The 17,932-nt window shown below is 65.1% G+C and carries 12 protein-coding genes; 8 read left to right on the top strand and 4 right to left on the bottom strand.

From position 1 onward, the window contains the following. Positions 1-5: 5 nt before the first annotated feature. A complete protein-coding gene (locus BL8807_RS02810) occupies positions 6-707 on the bottom strand; it encodes a TetR/AcrR family transcriptional regulator (protein ID WP_072726313.1) in 702 nt (233 codons plus the stop codon). A 356-nt stretch (positions 708-1,063) separates the two neighbouring features. On the opposite strand from BL8807_RS02810, the gene argS reads away from it, so the two are divergent. Then, positions 1,064-2,890: an arginine--tRNA ligase gene (gene argS / locus BL8807_RS02805; protein ID WP_072726315.1), complete on the top strand. Its 1,827-nt coding sequence runs from the start codon at positions 1,064-1,066 to the stop codon at positions 2,888-2,890. Positions 2,891-3,012: 122 nt separating this feature from the next. Further along, positions 3,013-4,692: a diaminopimelate decarboxylase family protein gene (locus BL8807_RS02800; protein ID WP_072726317.1), complete on the top strand. Its 1,680-nt coding sequence runs from the start codon at positions 3,013-3,015 to the stop codon at positions 4,690-4,692. A 278-nt stretch (positions 4,693-4,970) separates the two neighbouring features. Here BL8807_RS02800 and BL8807_RS02795 read toward each other — a convergent pair whose 3' ends face one another. Beyond that, entirely contained in the window at positions 4,971-5,492 is a 522-nt protein-coding gene (locus BL8807_RS02795) for a PTS sugar transporter subunit IIA (RefSeq protein ID WP_072726332.1), read from the bottom strand. Positions 5,493-5,606: 114 nt separating this feature from the next. Further along, positions 5,607-7,166 carry an N-acetylglucosamine-specific PTS transporter subunit IIBC gene (gene nagE / locus BL8807_RS02790; RefSeq protein WP_072726335.1) on the bottom strand — a complete coding sequence of 520 codons (1,560 nt, stop codon included), beginning with the start codon at positions 7,164-7,166 and terminating at the stop codon, positions 5,607-5,609. A 354-nt stretch (positions 7,167-7,520) separates the two neighbouring features. Here nagE and BL8807_RS02785 point away from each other — a divergent pair, with 354 nt between their 5' ends. From BL8807_RS02785 to BL8807_RS02765, 5 genes are all read left to right on the top strand, one after another. After that, positions 7,521-8,837: a homoserine dehydrogenase gene (locus BL8807_RS02785; RefSeq protein WP_072726337.1), complete on the top strand. Its 1,317-nt coding sequence runs from the start codon at positions 7,521-7,523 to the stop codon at positions 8,835-8,837. A 223-nt stretch (positions 8,838-9,060) separates the two neighbouring features. Next, a complete protein-coding gene (thrB, locus tag BL8807_RS02780; protein ID WP_072726339.1) occupies positions 9,061-10,101 on the top strand; it encodes a homoserine kinase in 1,041 nt (346 codons plus the stop codon). A 363-nt stretch (positions 10,102-10,464) separates the two neighbouring features. Beyond that, positions 10,465-12,054: a Maf family protein gene (locus tag BL8807_RS02775; RefSeq protein WP_072726341.1), complete on the top strand. Its 1,590-nt coding sequence runs from the start codon at positions 10,465-10,467 to the stop codon at positions 12,052-12,054. 388 nt (positions 12,055-12,442) lie between these two features. After that, the gene (locus tag BL8807_RS02770) at positions 12,443-13,444 is read left to right on the top strand and encodes an ABC transporter ATP-binding protein (RefSeq protein WP_083570249.1); all 1,002 of its coding nucleotides are present in this window, start codon (positions 12,443-12,445) and stop codon (positions 13,442-13,444) included. Then, the gene (locus BL8807_RS02765; protein WP_072726343.1) at positions 13,441-14,895 is read left to right on the top strand and encodes an FtsX-like permease family protein; all 1,455 of its coding nucleotides are present in this window, start codon (positions 13,441-13,443) and stop codon (positions 14,893-14,895) included. The genes BL8807_RS02770 and BL8807_RS02765 overlap by 4 nt, the downstream gene beginning before the upstream one ends. Positions 14,896-15,283: 388 nt before the next feature. On the opposite strand, the gene BL8807_RS02760 is transcribed toward BL8807_RS02765, so the two are convergent. Next, positions 15,284-16,228 carry an AEC family transporter gene (locus BL8807_RS02760; RefSeq protein WP_072726345.1) on the bottom strand — a complete coding sequence of 315 codons (945 nt, stop codon included), beginning with the start codon at positions 16,226-16,228 and terminating at the stop codon, positions 15,284-15,286. Between the two features lie 426 nt (positions 16,229-16,654). Between BL8807_RS02760 and BL8807_RS02755 the strand changes: the two genes are divergently transcribed. Beyond that, entirely contained in the window at positions 16,655-17,758 is a 1,104-nt protein-coding gene (locus BL8807_RS02755) for an InlB B-repeat-containing protein (protein WP_143147997.1), read from the top strand. Positions 17,759-17,932: the final 174 nt, after the last annotated feature.

The following is a 17,932-nucleotide window of genomic DNA, read 5'->3' as shown; positions in this document are numbered from 1 at the left end:
GACGTTTATTGCGCCGCCGATCCGTCATCGCCAGACCGCTGCGTTGCTTCGCCGGTGTGTGATTCGTCCACGCTGAGGAACGCCGCGTAGCCGTCGGCGAGCTGGTCGGAGAGTTCGTCGGTGAGCAGCGGCACGCCAAGCGAATCGCACATCAGGGCGAGCGCTTTGACGCGATGCCGCAGTTCAGCCTGCGTGCCCGGGTAGAACGTCGGCGCCAGCCAGTAGTTGGTGAGCAACGAGATGATCTCCGCCGCCTCGCGCGGATAATCGGTGGTGATCGAGCCGTCCTCGATTCCCGCGTCGATCAGTTCGAGGAACATGTCGGCCACGGTGGTGCGCCATGCCCTGAGGTTGGCGGCCAGTGTCGTGGGGTCCTCCAGAGTGGGGTAGGCCTCGCCCATCAGTCGCATATGCGGCATGTTCGCCACCGAGTTGGCGATCAGCGCGCGCATTTTGTGCAGGCCGTCCAGCGAGTCGTCATTGCGGATGGGGGAGGCCTTCATGCGCTGGCCGTCCTCCTCGCACAAGGCGTCGAGGATCGTCTCTTTGGAGGCGAAATGGTGGTAGATCGCGCCTTTGGAAAGGTCGCCAAGCTCATCGAGGATGTCGCGCATGGTGGTGTGCTCGTAGCCCTTGGTGAAGAACAGCTTCTGCGCGGCGTCGAGAATGCGGCGTCGTGTGACTTCGGGATGCGCGTTGCGTGCCATGTTCCTCGCTCCTATGGATGCGCTTCGTTTTTGTTGACGTTTGATCTCATTATACATACCGACGGTCGGTATGTCGTGTAATTTACGACGCTGACGAATGCTCAGCGTCGTAAATTACATGGCAGATGGGGAACTTCCGTAAAATGCGACGCTGGGCATTCGTCAGTGTCGCAAATTACGGAAGTCCCCTGTTTGCCGCGTAAAACATGCCGTTGACTGAAACTCAGCGGCGGAATTTGTGGAAATCCGCCTTTTGCCGCGTAATTTGTGACGCTGGCTGTGATGGGTTGGGTTGGCGGGCACAACGGGCGGGCGGTCGGAGCGGCGGTGTCGCTTGTCTCGGTAGACTGGGGAGAATGAGTCCTGAAGCGTTAAGTGCACTGATTTCCACGATTGCCCACAACCTGGTCGCCGCCGGACAGGCCGGCCAGCTCACCGACGACCTCATCCCCCCGGTCGACAAGCTCGCCGTCATGCGCCCCAAGGATCGCGCGCACGGCGACTGGGCCTCCAACATCGCCATGCAGCTGGCCAAAAAAGCCGGCATGAAGCCCCATGATCTGGCCGAGCTTTTCGCCGCCGAACTGACCGCCGACCCCGGCATCAAGTCCGTCGAGGTGGCCGGTCCCGGCTTCATCAACATCACCCTCGACTCCGCCTCGGCCGCCGCCGTGGTGGATTCCGTGCTCGAGGCCGGCCAGGCCTTCGGCAAGAACGACCATCTGGGAGGCGAGACGCTCAATCTCGAGTTCGTCTCCGCCAACCCCACCGGCCCGATCCACATCGGCGGCACCCGCTGGGCGGCCGTCGGCGATTCGATGGCCCGCGTGCTCGAGGCCAACGGCGCCAAGGTCGTGCGCGAATACTACTTCAACGACCACGGCGAGCAGATCAACCGCTTCGCCAAGTCGCTGGTCGCCGCCTGGGCGCACGACAACGACCTCGGCGCGCTCGGCTACAACACCGAAACCCCCGGCGACGGCTACAAGGGCGCCTACATCAACGAGATCGCCGCCCGCGTGCAGGAGGAGGCCAAGGCCGACGGCGTGGAACTCACCGCGCTCGAACACAGCGACGGCGGCCTGGACGACGACGGCCTGCCCGTCGGCGAGGGCGACTCCGCCCTGCGTGAGGAGTTCCGCAAACGCGCCGTGCCGATGATGTTCGACGAGATCCGCAAGTCCATGAAGGACTTCCGCGTGCGCTTCGACGTGTGGTTCCATGAGAACAGCCTGTACGAGGCCGGCGAGGTGGAGCGCGCCATCGACGACCTGCGCGAGCGCGGCGACATCTACGAGAAGGACGGCGCCACCTGGTTCGAATCCACCAAGCACGGCGACGACAAGGACCGCGTGATTCTGAAATCCAACGGCGAATACGCCTACTTCGCCGCCGACATCGCCTACTACCGCAACAAGCGCAAGCGCGAGAACGATCCGGCCGACGTGGCGATCTACATGCTCGGCGCCGACCACCACGGCTACATCGGCCGCATGATGGCCATGTGCGCCGCCTTCGGCGACGAGCCGGGCAAGAACATGCAGATCCTCATCGGCCAGCTCGTCAACGTGATGAAGGACGGCAAGGCCGTGCGCATGTCCAAGCGCGCCGGCAACGTCGTGACCCTGGACGACCTCGTCGAGGCCGTCGGCGTGGACGCCGCCCGCTACTCGCTGGCCCGCACCGACTACAATTCGCCGGTCGACATCGACCTGAACCTGCTCGCCAGCCACACCAACGAAAACCCGGTGTACTACGTGCAGTACGCGCACGCCCGCTCCTGCAACGTGGACCGCAACGCGGCCGCCGCCGGCGTGAGCGCCGACGTGGCCGACCTGTCCCTGCTCGACACCGAAGCCGACGGCGAGGTGCTCGCCGCGCTCGCCCAATGGCCCGCCGTGCTGCGCGAAGCCGGCGACAAGCGCGCCCCGCACCGCGTGGCCCACTACCTCGAGGATCTGGCCGCCGCCTACCACAAGTGGTACAACGTCGAGCGCGTCGTGCCGATGGCCCTGACCGAACCCGAGGAACGCCTGGCCGAGGCCGAACGTGAGGCGCTGCGCATCGCCAAGAATCCCGAACCGGCCCGCGCCGCCGCCCGACTCAAGCTCAACGACGCGGTCCAGACCGTCATCGCGGCCGGGCTTGATCTGCTCGGCGTCGAAGCGCCGGAAAAGATGTGACGGCGGACCACCGCCAGCCAACAACCTTCGAACGTCGCCGCGGGCAACGGTCCCAACCGTCCGCGGCGATGCCGTAATCGTCCCACTGAAGAGCGCAAGAGAACGCAGGAAGGACCGAAGACATGCCCATCACCCCCATCTGGCCCGAAGCCACGGCCGTGAATGAAACCGGCGAACTGACTTTCCATGGCCGCACAGCCTCCAGCCTGCTTGATGAATTCGGCTCGCCGCTCTACCTCATCGACACCGACGAGGTAGCCGTCCGCGCCCGCCGCTTCGTGCGCGCCGCGGCTGACGCCTTCACCACCTCGACCACGCATGTGAGCTTCGCCGGCAAAGCGTTCCTGAGCAAAGAGATCGCGCGCATCGTCACCGAAGCGGGCATGCTCGTCGACACCTGCACCATGGGCGAGATGCGCATCGCCCTCGCCGCCGGTGTGCCCGGCCGCCGTCTCGTGCTGCACGGCAACAACAAATCCGACGAGGAGATCGCGCTCGCCATCGAAGAGGGATTCGCGAAAATCGTGGTCGACGAGCCCGACGAGCCCGAACGCATCGCCCGCATCGCCCGTTCGCTCGGCAGACGCGCGCGCGTGATGCTGCGCGTCACCGCCGGCATCCACGCGGGCGGACACGAATACATCTCCACCGCGCATGAGGACCAGAAATTCGGCGTGCCGCTGCTGGCCGCCGGTGCCGACGCGGGCGTGCTCGACGTGCTCGACGATCTGGCGGGAATCACGCCCGCCGTGGCCAATGCGCGGCTTGCCCAGACCACGGGTGTCGTCGCGAGTGGGGTCGCGAGCGGAGAAGCGGATGGTTCCGCCGCCGGGCAGTCCGCCGAATCGTCCGACTCCGCGCACGCCGCCCGACAGGGAGATTCGACCTCGCGGGATTCCGGCGCGCGCGAACTGCAGTACGACGTGAAATACCCGTACGACCTGAGCCATGAGGAGATCCCCGAGTCCGACCGCGCCCTCGCCGCCGCCATGGAGACCGTGGCCGACGGACCGGCGCTCGCCGTGCTCAAGGACATCCTCGCGCGGCAGGCCGATCTGGAGCTTGTGGGCATCCACTCGCATATCGGCTCCAATATCCACGAGGCCGACGCGTTCATCCAAGCCGCCAAGCGCATGATGCTGCTGCGCAAAACCTTCTACGCGACCGACGCCTACACGCTGCCCGAGGTGGATCTCGGCGGCGGCTACTCCGTGGCCTACACGGACGGCGAGGACCGTATGGACGTCGAGGCCGAGCTCAAACGTCTGGCCGAGGCCGTGCTGGCGACGAACCGCGCGCTCGGCATGCCCATGCCGGCCGTCAGCTTCGAGCCGGGACGTTGGATCGTCGCGCCCGCGGGCGTGACGCTGTACCGCGTCGGCACCGTCAAGCACGTGCATCTGGCCGACGCGCGCGACGCCGCCGGCGAGCCGATCGACGAGCGCGTGTACGTCTCCGTCGACGGCGGCATGAGCGACAACATCCGCCCGGCCCTGTACGGCGCCGACTACACCGCGCGGCTCGCGAACCGGCGTGGGGCGGCCGAGACGATGCTGGCGCGCGTGGTCGGCATGCACTGCGAATCCGGCGACATCGTCGTGCATGAGGTGCGGCTGCCTGCCGACGTGACGCGCGGCGACATCCTCGCCGTGCCGGTCACCGGCGCGTACGGCCGCACGATGGCCAGCAACTACAACCAGGCGCTGATCCCCGCCGTCGTCGCCGTCTCGCACGCCGACGCGCATGTCATGCTGCGCCGCCAGACCGTCGACGACCTGCTCGCTTTGGATGTCAGCGAATAGACGCGCGTTTCCGTCTTCCGTCATCCTGAGCGGAGCGCAGCGTAGTCGAAGGATCTCACGCCCTTGGCCCCAGCAAAAAGCGTGAGATCCTTCGACTACGGGCTACGCCCTCCGCTCAGGATGACAAGAAAAAGGAGCGCTCCGCTCGGGATGACGGGTGAAGCGGTCTGATGGTCTCCGTCCGTGATGACGAAACGGGGTTCCTTCTCAACTGAGAAGGAACCCCGTTTCGTATGGAAGCAGGCTTTCGCTGGGAGTAGTCTCGCAGCGAGACGCGGCTACTTGGTGGTCATCGTGCCTAGCGCGGCGCCGGCGGTGGTATCGCCGGACGTGGTGAGGTCGAGCGCGGCGATGGTGTCCGGATTGGTGAACACCACGATCACGTCGGTGGGCTTGCCGGCGGCCTTCACCGCCTCGAGGTCGACCTTCTCGACGGGCTCTCCGGCGGTGACCGTCTGCCCTTGGGAGACCAGCATCTCGAACGGCGCGCCGCCCAGCTGCACGGTGTCGACGCCGATATGCACCAGCACTTCGACTCCGCTGGGGGTGGTGATGCCCACGGCGTGCTTGGCGTCCGCCACGGTGGTCACCGTGCCGGCGACCGGCGCGAGCACCGTGCCCGAGGTCGGCACGACGGCGAAACCATCGCCGAGGATCTTGGCGGCGAAGGTCTCATCGGGCACTTCGGTGACGGGCTTGAGCGCGCCGTCTACGGGGGCGACGACCGGTTCGCCGGCGGGAGCCGCCGGGGTTTCGGGCGTGTCGTCGCGGTGGAACAGGGAAGAGAATAAGCCGGCCATGAATGGGTCCTTTCGGCTGTGTGCGTACGGATGGTGGGATGGGATATTCCACGGCCGGGCGGATCGGATACGAAATCCGTTCGGCCCGGCCGCGGAGAACTGAACCTATCTCACTCAGGCTTTCTGATGGATCTCCTCCATGGCGTCGGCCACGGCCTGCACCTGGGTGCCGACCACGACCTGGATGTTCTTCGCGTCAAGCACCTTGACGCCCGGAACACCGGCCTTGCGGATGGCGTCGAGATCGACCTTCGAGGTGTCGTGCACGCCCATGCGCAGACGGGTCACACAGTTCTCGATGTCCACGACGTTCTCCTTGCCGCCGAGCGCGTTGTAGAGCGTGCTGGCGAGCGAGGCGTACTTGTCGCCGGCGGGAGCGGCGGCGGGCTTCTTCTCCTCGGCGCCGGTGTCCATGATGCCGGCCACGGCGGCGGTCGCCGCGTCGTCGTCATCGCCACGGCCCGGGGTCTTCATATCGAACTTCTTGATCAGGAAGGTGAACAGGAAGTAGTAGATGAAGGCGAAGACGATGCCCTGCAGGATCAGCATCCACGGCATATTCGCCTGCGGCACGCGCAGGGACAGGAACCAGTCGATGAAGCCTGCGGAGAAGTTGAAGCCTGCGATCCACTGGAAGGCGGCGGCGATGAACACCGACAGGGCGGTGAGCAGCGCGTGCACCACGTACAGCGGGAAGGCGGCGAACATGAAGGAGAACTCGAGCGGCTCGGTCACGCCGGTGAGGAAGGCGGCGAGACCACCGGCCAGCATCAGGGAGCCGACGGCCTTCTTGTTCTCGGGCTTGGCGCAGCGGTAGATGGCGAACGCGCCCGCGGGCAGACCGAACATCATGATCGGGAAGAAGCCGGCCTGGTACATACCGGTGACGTACACGCCCCACGGATGGAATCCGCCGGTGGCGAGGGCCGCCGGGGTGGTGCCGTCAAGGCCGCCGACGCCGTTCCAGAACTTGGTGATGTCGTCGATGCCGGCCAGGTTGAACCAGAACACGTTGTTCAGCGCGTGGTGCAGGCCGGTCGGGATGAGCAGGCGGTTGAAGAACGCGTAGATGGCGGCGCCCACGGCACCCATGCCCATCAGGGACTCGCCGAACCAGACCAGGCCGTTGTAGACGACCGGCCACACGAACAGCAGGATGAGCGAGATGACCGACATGATCGCGGCGGTCAGGATCGGCACGCAGCGGCGGCCGGAGAAGAACGCCAGGAAGTCGGGCAGTTTCGTCTTGCCGAACCTGTTGTAGAGCGCGCCGGCCACGCAGCCGACCATGATGCCGAAGAACACGTTCTTGTTGCCGATGGCGCCGGCGGCGAAGGCCGGGTTCTCAGTGGCGACGGTTTCGGCGTCGAAGCCGAGGAACATGCTCGCGGAGCCCATGATCGTGGTGACGGTCATAAAGCCGACGAGACCGGAAAGCGCGGAGGCGCCGTCCTTGTCGCGGGCCATGCCGATGGCGACGCCAACGGCGAACAGCAGACCCAGGTTGTCGAGGATCGCGGAGCCCGTCTTGCACAGATACGCGGCGACGACGTTATTGCCGCCCCATCCGCTCGGGTCGATCCAGTAACCGATGCCCAGGAAGAGTGCAGCCGCAGGCAGGCACGCAACGGGCAGCATAAGCGCGCGACCAAGCCGCTGAACGTATGCTTTCATTCCTAATCCTCCCTCTTGAGGGTTATGAGCGGTGAATTGTTCTCGCATGACCTTTCTCTCTGTCCGTCGCGTCTCCTCCGCCTTTGGATTCAACGGACGGGCGTGCCAAGCAGCACCGCTTCAATTGACAATGGTACGGCACCGAAAGGCTCGTGTCATCCAATTCGTTAAGATTCTTTCCGATTTGTGTTGGAGGCGAGACATCCCTTGAGCCGCTTAACGTAACGGGCAGTTGGGTTCCGGGGGGTTATGGGGGTGCGCTGTATTTTTGTTAGAGTTCTTATATATACGGCGTGTCGGATTCGGACCGTAGAATGGCCCAGGTAAACGCCGGATGCGAAGGAAGGACCCCTTGTGGCATTTGAGAACGAAACCCCGATCCGTGTAGGACTGCTCGGCGCCGGCACCGTCGGCTCGCAGACCGCCCGCCTTATCGTCGAACAGCGCGACGAGCTCGCGGCCCGCGTCGGACGCCCGATCGAACTGACCGGCGTCGCCTGCCTCGATCCGGCCGAAACCGATCCCTTCCCGTGGATCGACAAGTCCATCGTCACCACCGACACCATGCATGTGGCGACCAATTCCGACATCGTCATCGAGCTCATCGGCGGCACCAACGTGGCTCGCGCCTTCGTGCTCGCCGCCATCGAATCCGGCGCGTCCGTCGTGACCGCCAACAAGGCGCTGCTCGCCAAGTACGGCCCGGAGATCTACGCCGCGGCCGAAGCCAAGGGCGTCGACATCTACTTCGAGGCGTCCGTGGGCGGCGCGATCCCGTTCCTGCGCCCCCTGCGCGAATCCCTTGTGGGCGACAAGGTGACCAGCATGCTCGGCATCGTCAACGGCACCACCAACTACATCCTCGACGAGATGACCACCAAGGGCCTGCAATTCGACGACGTGCTCAAGGACGCCCAGGCCAAGGGGTACGCCGAAGCCGATCCGACCGGCGACATCGAAGGCTATGATGCCGCCAACAAGGCCGCCATCATGGCCACGCTCGGCTTCCACACCGCTGTGGGCATCGACGACGTGACCGTCGAGGGCATCACCAAGATCACCGCCGACGACATCGCCGCCGCCACCGCCGAAGGCAAGGTCATCAAGCTGCTCGCCGTGGTCGAGAACGGCGAGGCCGGCGTCTCCGCGCGCGTCTACCCGGCGCTGATCGACGAATCGCATCCGCTCGCCTCCGTGCGCGGCTCGTTCAACGCCGTGTTCGTCAAGGCCGAGGCCGCCGACGACCTGATGTTCTACGGACGCGGCGCGGGCGGCGCGCCCACCGCCTCCGCCGTGGTGGGCGACGTGGTCACCGTGGCGCGCCACATCGCCGCCGGCACCACCGGCCCGTCCATCCCGCTGTACAAGGACCTGCCCAAGGCGCCGATCAACGCCTCCAAGGCGGCCTTCGCCGTGCGCTTCCTCATCCACGACAAGCCGGGCGTGCTCGCCGCGATCGCCAAGGAATTCGCCGACCACGGCGTGTCCATTAACGGCGTGAACCAGGATTTGAAGCCCACCATGACCGATCCGGGCTATGACGGCGAGATTCAGCAGCTGCGTCTGGTGACCCATCTGACCGACGAGGTGACGCTGCGCGAGACCGTGCAGGCCGTCTGCCAGCTCGACTGCGTGACCGGCGAGCCGTCGATCCTGCGCGTGATGGACTGACGGGCAAACCGCGAGCCGTGACCGACGGAACGCTCCGGTGGGGCGTTCCGTGGGAATGAAGCCGCGAACCGTGACCCCGACCCGGTGGGCGTTCCGTGAGCGCAATGCTGTGAATTGTGTTCGTCAACGCCCGGCGGGAATGAAACCGAACCGTGACCGACAACGCCCCAGTGGGCGTCCCATGGGAATAAAACGCCGCCATAACAATGTCTGTGAGGAAACCATGCGACCTGTAACCAACCGCGTCACCGTGCGCGTGCCCGCCACCAGCGCCAACCTCGGCTCCGGTTTCGACACCGTCGGTCTGGCGCTCGACTACCACGACGAACTCGTGTTCACGGTGTCCGACGACCCGGCCGACACGAGCGCGCATGTGATCATCCACGGCGAGGGCGAGGACACGCTGCCGCGCGACGAGACGCATCTGGTGGTCTCCACCTTCCGGCGCGCCTGCTCCACCTTCGGGCTTGGTCGTTTCGGCTTCACGTTGGAGGCGACCAACAATATTCCGCAGGCGCGCGGCATGGGATCGTCCGCCGAGGCGATCGTCGCGGGCATCGCGGCGGCGGCCGCCTTCGCGCAAAGCGGTGAGCTCAACCGCGACGCCATTTTCGAGCTGGCCGCGAATATCGAGGGCCACCCCGACAATGTGGCGCCGGCCGTGTACGGAGGACTCACCGTCTCGTGGGATTTCGAAACCGGCGAAGGCGTCGGCTCCGTGCCGATTCCCGGCGGTGAGCCGCTGCACGGCGGATTCCACACCGTGAACTATCCGGTGGATGGAGCCGTTACGGCCGCCGTGTTCGTGCCCGACTACGAACTCTCCACGGAAAAGGCGCGGCAGGCGCTGCCTGGGCAGCTGCCTTACCGTGACGCGATCTACAACGTCTCGCGTGTGGGTTTGCTGCCGGCCGCGATGAATCCGCGCGTGCTCGCCCAGACCTCAGGCGACGGCGAGAACGCCGAAGCGTTGGAGCGGGCCGCGCGCGAGGCGAACGCGCTGCTGTTCAGCGCCACGCAGGACAAGCTGCACCAGCCGTATCGCGCGCCGTTGATGGCCCCCTCGTGGGAACTGATCGAAACCTTCCGCGCCAAGGGCTACGCGGCCGCCGTCTCCGGCGCGGGGCCGTGCGTGCTGGTGCTGCATTACGGCGACGCGCGTGAGGCCATCGACGAGGTGGCCGCCGAACAGCTTGCGTCAGGTCACTGGCGCGTGCTGCACCTGCCCATCAACGCCCGCGGCGTCGAAGTGGAGCGTGCCTAGACGGTGCTGTTGAGCGTGTGAGACGTGAATCGGCGTTCGACGGGAGCCAATGCTTGGCGTGCGTTACTGTTGCGCGTGCGGGACGTGACTGAGATGCCTCGACTACGCTCGGTATGACGCAGTCATCGCTTGGTATGACGAAGGACGTCGTTCAGCGTCTCCGCAACCAGTTGGCACTTGGGGCCTCCAGTTGGCACCCGCTCTTGGAGCCACGGCAATGGCCGGCGGCGAAGAAGCTTGAGAAATCAAGATTCCCACCACCGGCCATCTGCAAGGTCAAGCGATCCGGGTGCCAACTGGAGGCCCCAAGTGCCAACTGGTTGTCATCGACATGAGCGGTGGGCTGCTGATAAGGTGTCGGATATGAGTGTTCCGCTGATTCTTGCCTCGAAATCCGTTCCGCGCCGCAATGTGCTCAACTCGGCCGGCGTATGCCCGACGATTCGGGTCTCGCATGTCGACGAGCCGGCCGCATTGGAGCGCGCCGCGCGCGAGGCGGGCGTCGCAGTCGCTGATCTGAGCGTCGACCAGCGTGTGATGATTCTCGCCGAAGCCAAGGCGCAGGCCGTGCATCAGGCATATCGGGACGTCGCCGCCACCGCGGCCGCGGCCCATGGCGAGCGTGTGACCGGATATCCGCTGCGGGCGGCGGAAGTCGCCGAAGCCGGCATGTCCGCCGACGGCGATGACTCCAAGGGCGCTGAGCACGTCGCGCACGCCGGCGGCAATGCGGGTGCGGGTGCGGGTACCGATACCGATGGTGGCATCTCCAAGAACGCTGAACCTTCCAGCATCCTCGCCGGCCCGCAGCTCGATTACTCGAAGGCCTCCGTGGCCACCACACGCGATTTCTCCGGTGTGAGCATCCCCACCGAAACCGAGCCGATCAGCGTGATCGTCGGAGAACAGGCCGGATTGTCGCGTAGCGCGGTCGGTCCGCTGATTCTTGGCTGCGATTCGATGTTCCTGATGAACGGCGAATGCTACGGCAAGCCGCACAGCGTGGAGGTGGCCCGCGAACGTCTGCGCGCGATGCGCGGCCATACCGGCGAATTGTGGACCGGCCACTGCCTGATCGACTTCGCCACCGGCCGTGTGGCGCGCGGCACCAGTCACGCGAAGGTGCATTTCTGCGACTACACGGATGACGACATCGAACGCTACATCGCCACCGGCGAGCCGTTGGAAGTGGCCGGATCCTTTACGTTGGAAGGCTTCGGCGGCGCGTTCATCGACGGCATCGAAGGCGACCCGCACGGCATCATCGGCCTGAGCTTGCCGTTGGCGCGCAGGCTGTGCGCCGAACTCGGCGTCTCCTGGACCGATCTGTGGAATGTGGGCCGCGGCGTCAAAGAGCCCGAAGACAAGGCCAGCGGCGTGGCGCATGCCGAATCGGCGCAACAAAACGGACTGGGCGGCACCCCCAAAAACGCCGTCATCATCCCTCCGAAGGAGAACGTGCACCAGCCCGGCGACGGATGGATCGAGTGCGCGTGCGGCCGCAAGCATTGGGGAACCAACGGCGCGTCCGGCATCCTGTTGGCCCGCCGCGACGAGGCCAGCGGCGAGGTGACCCATGTGGTGATGCAGCATCGCGCGATGTGGAGCGCCGAAGGCGGCACTTGGGGCATTCCGGGCGGCGCGACCGCCGACGGGGAGAATCCGATCGAAGGCGCGCTGCGCGAATCCTACGAAGAGGCGAACATCACCCCGGAAGACATCGAAGTGGTGGGCGCATACCGCGAGGACCACGGCCCGTGGGCCTACACCACGGTGTTCGCGTTCGAAAAGCCCGGTCACCGCGTGGAGCCTAAGGCCAACGACGATGAAAGCATGGAGATCGAATGGGTGCCGGTCGACGACGTGCCCAACCGCAAACTGCTGACCGCCATGCGCACCGACTGGCCGAATTTCGCCGCCCGTCTGCGTGAGCTAGCCGCGCAGGCGCGGTGAGCCGCTGGCGGCCGGATTCCCGTTCCGTAAGGGCGGGAGACACCCCGTCCCTCAAGGCGCGGTTCGCGGCTGGGGCTTGTGCGGTCGGGTTCCGGCGGAGATGCCTCGACTTCGCTCGGCATGACGGGTTGATGACGCGCGGTATGGCGGGTCGAGACACTCGGTATGGTGAGGTTTGGCGCGGCAGGCGGGTTGGCGGCTCGTGCCACTGGCTCGTGTCGTTGTCCCGTGCGCGAACCCGTGACGCTGACACGTGACATTGGCGCGCGTTGCTGGCCCGCGTATTCTCCGGGACGATATGTCCTCCGCAGGAATGAGACGCAGGGCCGGCGCGAATCGTCCCTATGCCTGATGGCCGCCGCCGCGCGCGGACCGTAGCGTTACGGGTATGAACACAATGATTCCCGTACTCACTGCCACCGATCTGGTGATGGACTACTCCGCACGCTCCTCCGCCGCGCCGACCAACCGCGAGCCGGTCGTCGCCGTGCCCGCTCCGAGCTTCCACACGCTCGCTCTCAACCACGTGAACTTCCAGCTGAACGCCGGCGAATCCGTGGCCGTGATGGGCCCCTCCGGCTCCGGCAAATCCACACTGCTGCACGCGCTCGCCGGCGTCATCCAGCCGACCTCGGGCAGTGTGGTGTTCCGCGGCGCCGACATCACCCGCATGAACGACGCCGATCGCACCGCGCTGCGCCGCACCGCCTTCGGCTTCGTCTTCCAGTCCGGCCAACTGCTGCCCGAACTGCCGGCGGTGGAGAACATCGCCTTGCCGATGATGCTCAGCGGCGTCGACTACCGGCAGGCCACCGACACGGCGATTCTGTGGCTGGAGCGGCTCGGCTTGCGCGCGCTCGCCACGCAACGCCCCGGCGAGATGAGCGGCGGCCAGATGCAGCGCATCGCCATCGCCCGAGCGCTCGCCATGCGCCCGGCCGTCGTGTTCGCCGACGAACCCACCGGCGCGCTCGATCAGACCACAGGCCGCGAGGTGATGGGCATCCTCACCCAGGCCGCCCGCGACAACGGCTCGTCCGTGGTGGTCGTCACCCATGATCCGAATGTGGCCGCCTTCTGCGGGCGCACCGTGACCATGCAGGATGGCGTGCTGACCGCGCCGCAAGGTGCCGCCGGCGGTGCGGTTGGTGCGGTCAGAGCGGCCGGTGCGACTAGGGGGACCGGTGCTCCCGGCGCGGCTGGTGTGGTCGGCGCGGCCGGCATACCCAGCGCTGCCGTCATGGCCGGTGATATGAGCACGACCACAGGTGCGGCTGGCGTGACCGGCACGGCTGCTGGTATGCCTGGCACGATCGGCACGGCCGGTGCGGCAGGCATGGCCGCGGGCACACCCGCCGCGCCTCATATGACGCAGGAGGCCGCACGATGAGCACCTTCGCGCTATGGCGCCTCTTCCACCGCCCCGGCACCCGCGGCACGGCCGGCCACACCTCGATGCTCGCCATCATCGCCTTCGCCGCGGCCACCGCGATTTTCCTCACCGTGCTCGGCGGCGTACACGGATTCGTCTGGCGCGCCTCCGCCGACCACACCTTCGCCTGCATGTTCGACTCCGCCTCCTGCGCGCCCGGCACCTACGAGGTTTGGATGAGGCGGCTGACCGACTCGAACGATCCCGCCCAATACGCCTCCAGTTACGTGGTGCTCGCCGTTTTCGCCTGCATTCTGCTGATCGTGCCGTTCGTCGCGCTCGCCGGATCCGCCGCCCGCCTCGCCGCCTCGCGCCGCGACGCACGGTTGGCGGCGCTGCGTCTGATCGGCGTCTCGCAGGCGCAGGTGATGCGGCTCACCGCGCTCGACGCCGCCGGTCAGGCCCTGGTCGGCGCGTTGGCCGGAGTGGTCGGCTATTTCGCGCTGATGCCGGTGGTGATGCTGCTCAATTTCCAAAACCAGCATTTCACCTTCGAGCAACTGTGGGTGGGGTCGCCGGCGTTGGCGGCCGTGATTGTGGGCGTGATCGCGCTCGCGCTGGTCTCCTCGCTGATCACCCTGCGCCGTGTGGCCATCACTCCGCTGGGGGTGACCGCCCGCCAGTCGCAGCCGTTGCCGACGGGTTGGCGCGTGGTGATTTTCGTTGTGGTGTTCGTGGGCGCGCTGGCTGTGCTGGGGAATATGCAGCTGTTCTCCGGACTGGGCGCGGGCGTGCTGTATGCGATGATTTTCGCGATGATTGCCCTGCCGTTCGCGCTGGTCAATCTGATTGGATCATGGGTGGTCGCGGCCCGTGCCCGAGCCAAGGCGCGTCGGCCGAAGGATGCGGCCACGATGATCGCGATGCGTCGCATTCTCGACAATCCCAAGCGCGCCTGGCGCAATGTGAGCGGCATCGCGCTGGCGGTGTTCATCGCTGGCATCACGTCGGTGGCCTCGCTGTTCGGCGATTCCGCGACGCCGATGGGTGCCGACCCCAACGACCCCAATCTGCTGTTCGCGCGCGATATCGGCACCGGCGGACTGCTCACGCTCGCCTTCGCGGCCGTGCTTGCGGCGGTCAGCTGCGGTGTGATGCAGGCCGGCAGCGTCTACGACCAGGCGAACGAGTACCGTCTGCTGGTGTTGGAGGGTACGGATGTGCGCACCCTGAATCGCGCGCGGTTCATCGAGGTGCTGACCCCGCTGACCGTCGTGGTGGTCGTGGCCGCGGGCTGCTCCTTCGCGCTGATGCTGCCGCTGTTCTCGCAGTCGATGACCGCGCCGGCCACGTTGATCAGTTTCGCGGGCGGCGTCGCCCTGTGTTTCGCGTTGGTCTCGATTGGTGCGTTCGCCTCGAACCGCGTGGCTGCCAGCCTCAACCTCACAGACTATCGCGCCGACGACTGAGGTGCGGGGATGCCTGTACCCCAAACGTCGTGCATTTCGCACTTCGACGAAGGATGTGCGAAAACGACGACGTTTGGGATAAGACAGACGTCGTATTTTTCGCACAAGGTCCGTCGAAGTGCGAAAGGCACGACGTTTGGGTCGGTGGTCCCAGCCGACCGTCAGTCCCAACCGACCGTCGGCCTCAGCTGACCGTCGGTTCCAGCCGACCGTTGGCTTCATTCGGTCGTCGGCTCCAGTGGGCCGGCGGCCCCGTCCGGCTGTCGGCCCCAACCAGCCGTTGGTTTCATCCGACCGTTGGTTTCATCCGACTGTTGGTTTCATCCGACTGTTGGTTTCATCCGACTGTTGGTCCCAGCTGACCGTCGGTTCCAACCGGCCGTTGGTCTCAGCCGAGCAGGACGGCGATGATGGCGATGAAGATCGGCGAGGTCATGGTGCTCAGCAGGATGCCGTCGCGGGCGAAGGTGAGGCCCACGTTGTAGCGGGCCGCGTAGTTGTAGACGTTCTGGCCGGTGGGCAGGGCGGCGAGCACCACGCAGGCGTAGAGCTCCGCGCCGCGGAATCCCATCAGGAAGTAGGCCACCAGGAAGGCGATCGCCGGCATCACCACGTTCTTCAGCACGGCCACGGTGATCACGGCCGGGCGGTCGCCCTTCTCCTGCATGGGGCGGGTGCCGTACAGGGACATGCCGAACGCCATGAGGATCATCGGCACGGCCGAGTCGCCGATCATGTCGATGGGGTCGAAGATGAAATTGGGGATGATGAACGTTCCCGTGAGCTGCGAGACCAGAGAGACGAGAATGCCGGCGAGGGAGGCGATCAGCAGCGGCTGATGCAGCGGCTGCTTGACGATCTCCTTCAATGAGACCTTGCCTTTGGCGGTCACGTCGAGCGCGGTGAGCGCCACCGGTGTGAACAACGCCTGCTGCATGACGAGGATCGGCGCGACCAGGGCGGGATTGCCGAGGATGTAGGTGGCGATCGGCAGACCGATGTTGTTCGAGTTGAGATACAGCGAGTTCAGCGCGCCGATGATCGCGTCGGCCGCTTTGAGATGGAAGAACAGGCGGTTGAGCACCAGGAACACCACGCCGACCAGCACGGCGGAGAGGAACGCGACCACGATCGACGGATGGAAGATGTCGAACAGTGGCTCTTTGGAGAGGATCGCGAACATCAGGCAGGGGCTGGAGACGAAGAAGGAGAAGCGGTTGAGCACCATCTGCGCGCTCGCGCCGCCGATGCGCATACGCGCGGCCACATAGCCCACCGCGATGACGATGCCGATCACGCAGAAGCCCTGCATCGCACTGACCAAACCTGGCATAATCCTCACTCATTCCTTTGCAACCCCACCAGTGTGGCATAGAGGACGCTTCTACGTCGAACGATTCTCATCAGACGGCCGGCGGAATGAATCGTTCATGCGACAGGCTTGTCGAACCGGTTTGATTTCAGTGCTTAAAATCCTTGAAAATGACGGAGCCGGCGGATTCTAGTGGTGGTTGTGGCGTCTGGCGTTTATGTTGTTGGTTTAAGTTGTTCCTGTTTTTTCGCCGTCGCCATGGTTGTCCGCCATTCAATCCTCCTCGCGGTAGGCCGGGCGTTGCAACGATCACTAGAATCCGCCCGCGCCATTCTCGTCCCGGGGGGGGGGTATTTTCAAGTATGGATTCCAGGGGTTTTCAAGGAATTCATATTGTGCAATAAGGAACTAGTGCGCGTAAGCGTTTCTAGAGAAAGGTTGGATCTCATGAAGAGAGATCTCAAGAAAGTGCTTGGCGGAGGCGTTCTTGCAGCGGCGATGTTGCTCACCTTCATGCCGGGAACCGCCGTGGCCGCTCCGACCGACGGAGACGGCTCCGCTCAGGTCATTCAGGAAACTAAGTTCTTCACCGTGACCTACAAGTCCGATGGCGTCGTCATCGGTACGGCGACCTACCAGCAGGGCACTCTGTCCCAGGTCTGGCTCAAGGGTGTCGAGCCCGCCGCCAAGGCCGGCTATGTGTTCAAGGGCTACAGCTACAACGGCACCTTCGTGGGCGACGAAGAGAACGCCCCGTTGAGGATGGATATGGTGCTGGAGGCCGTGTGGGAGGCCGATTCCACCTCGGGTGACGGTTCCGACCAGGACAACATGGGTGTCGACGACCCGGTCACGCAATACTTCACCGTGACCTACAAGTCCGACGGTGCCACAATCGGCGAGGCCACCTTCCAGAAGGGCACCCTGTCCCAGGTCTGGCTTAAGACCATCGAGCCCGCCGCCAAGGCCGGCTATGTGTTCAAGGGCTACAGCTACAACGGCACCTTCGTGGGCAACGAAGAGAACGCCCCGTTGATGAAGGATATGGTGCTGGAGGCCGTGTGGGAGGCCGATTCCACCTCGGGTGACGGTTCCGACCAGGACAACATGGGTGTCGACGACCCGGTCACGCAATACTTCACCGTGACCTACAAGTCCGATGGCAAGATCATCGGCGAGGCCACCTTCCAGAAGTACACCCTGTCCCAGATCTGGCTTAAGACCATCGAGCCCGCCGCCAAGGCCGGCTATGTGTTCAAGGGCTACAGCTACAACGGCACCTTCGTGGGCGATGAAAAGGATGCCCCGTTGGTGAAGAATATGGTGCTGGAGGCCGTGTGGGAGGCCGATTCCACCTCGGGTGACGGTTCCGACCAGGACAACATGGGTGTCGACGACCCGGTCGATACCAACAAGACCGATTCCAAGTCCGACACCACTCAGTCCGGTGGTGCCAGCCTTGCGCAGACTGGTATCGCCGTGTCCTTCGTCGTCATGGTGGCGGTTGCTGCTGCCGTGACTGGTGTCATTCTCAAGCGTCGCGTCGCCTGAGCGCGTACGACGATTCTCCGCCGAGAATGACTGAAGACATATAAAGGACTGTCAAAAGCGGAGCGAATAAGGCCGGTGGCCGTCACGAAACGAATACGTGGCGACCACCGGCTTTTCCTATTCGCCGTTCGTGAGCGGGCAATCGGCTCGCCTCTGGATGATGCGGGCGTTAGG

This window comes from Bifidobacterium lemurum, assembly GCF_014898175.1.
Lineage (GTDB): Bacteria > Actinomycetota > Actinomycetes > Actinomycetales > Bifidobacteriaceae > Bifidobacterium > Bifidobacterium lemurum.
This window is presented reverse-complemented; position numbering and strand designations above follow the sequence as displayed.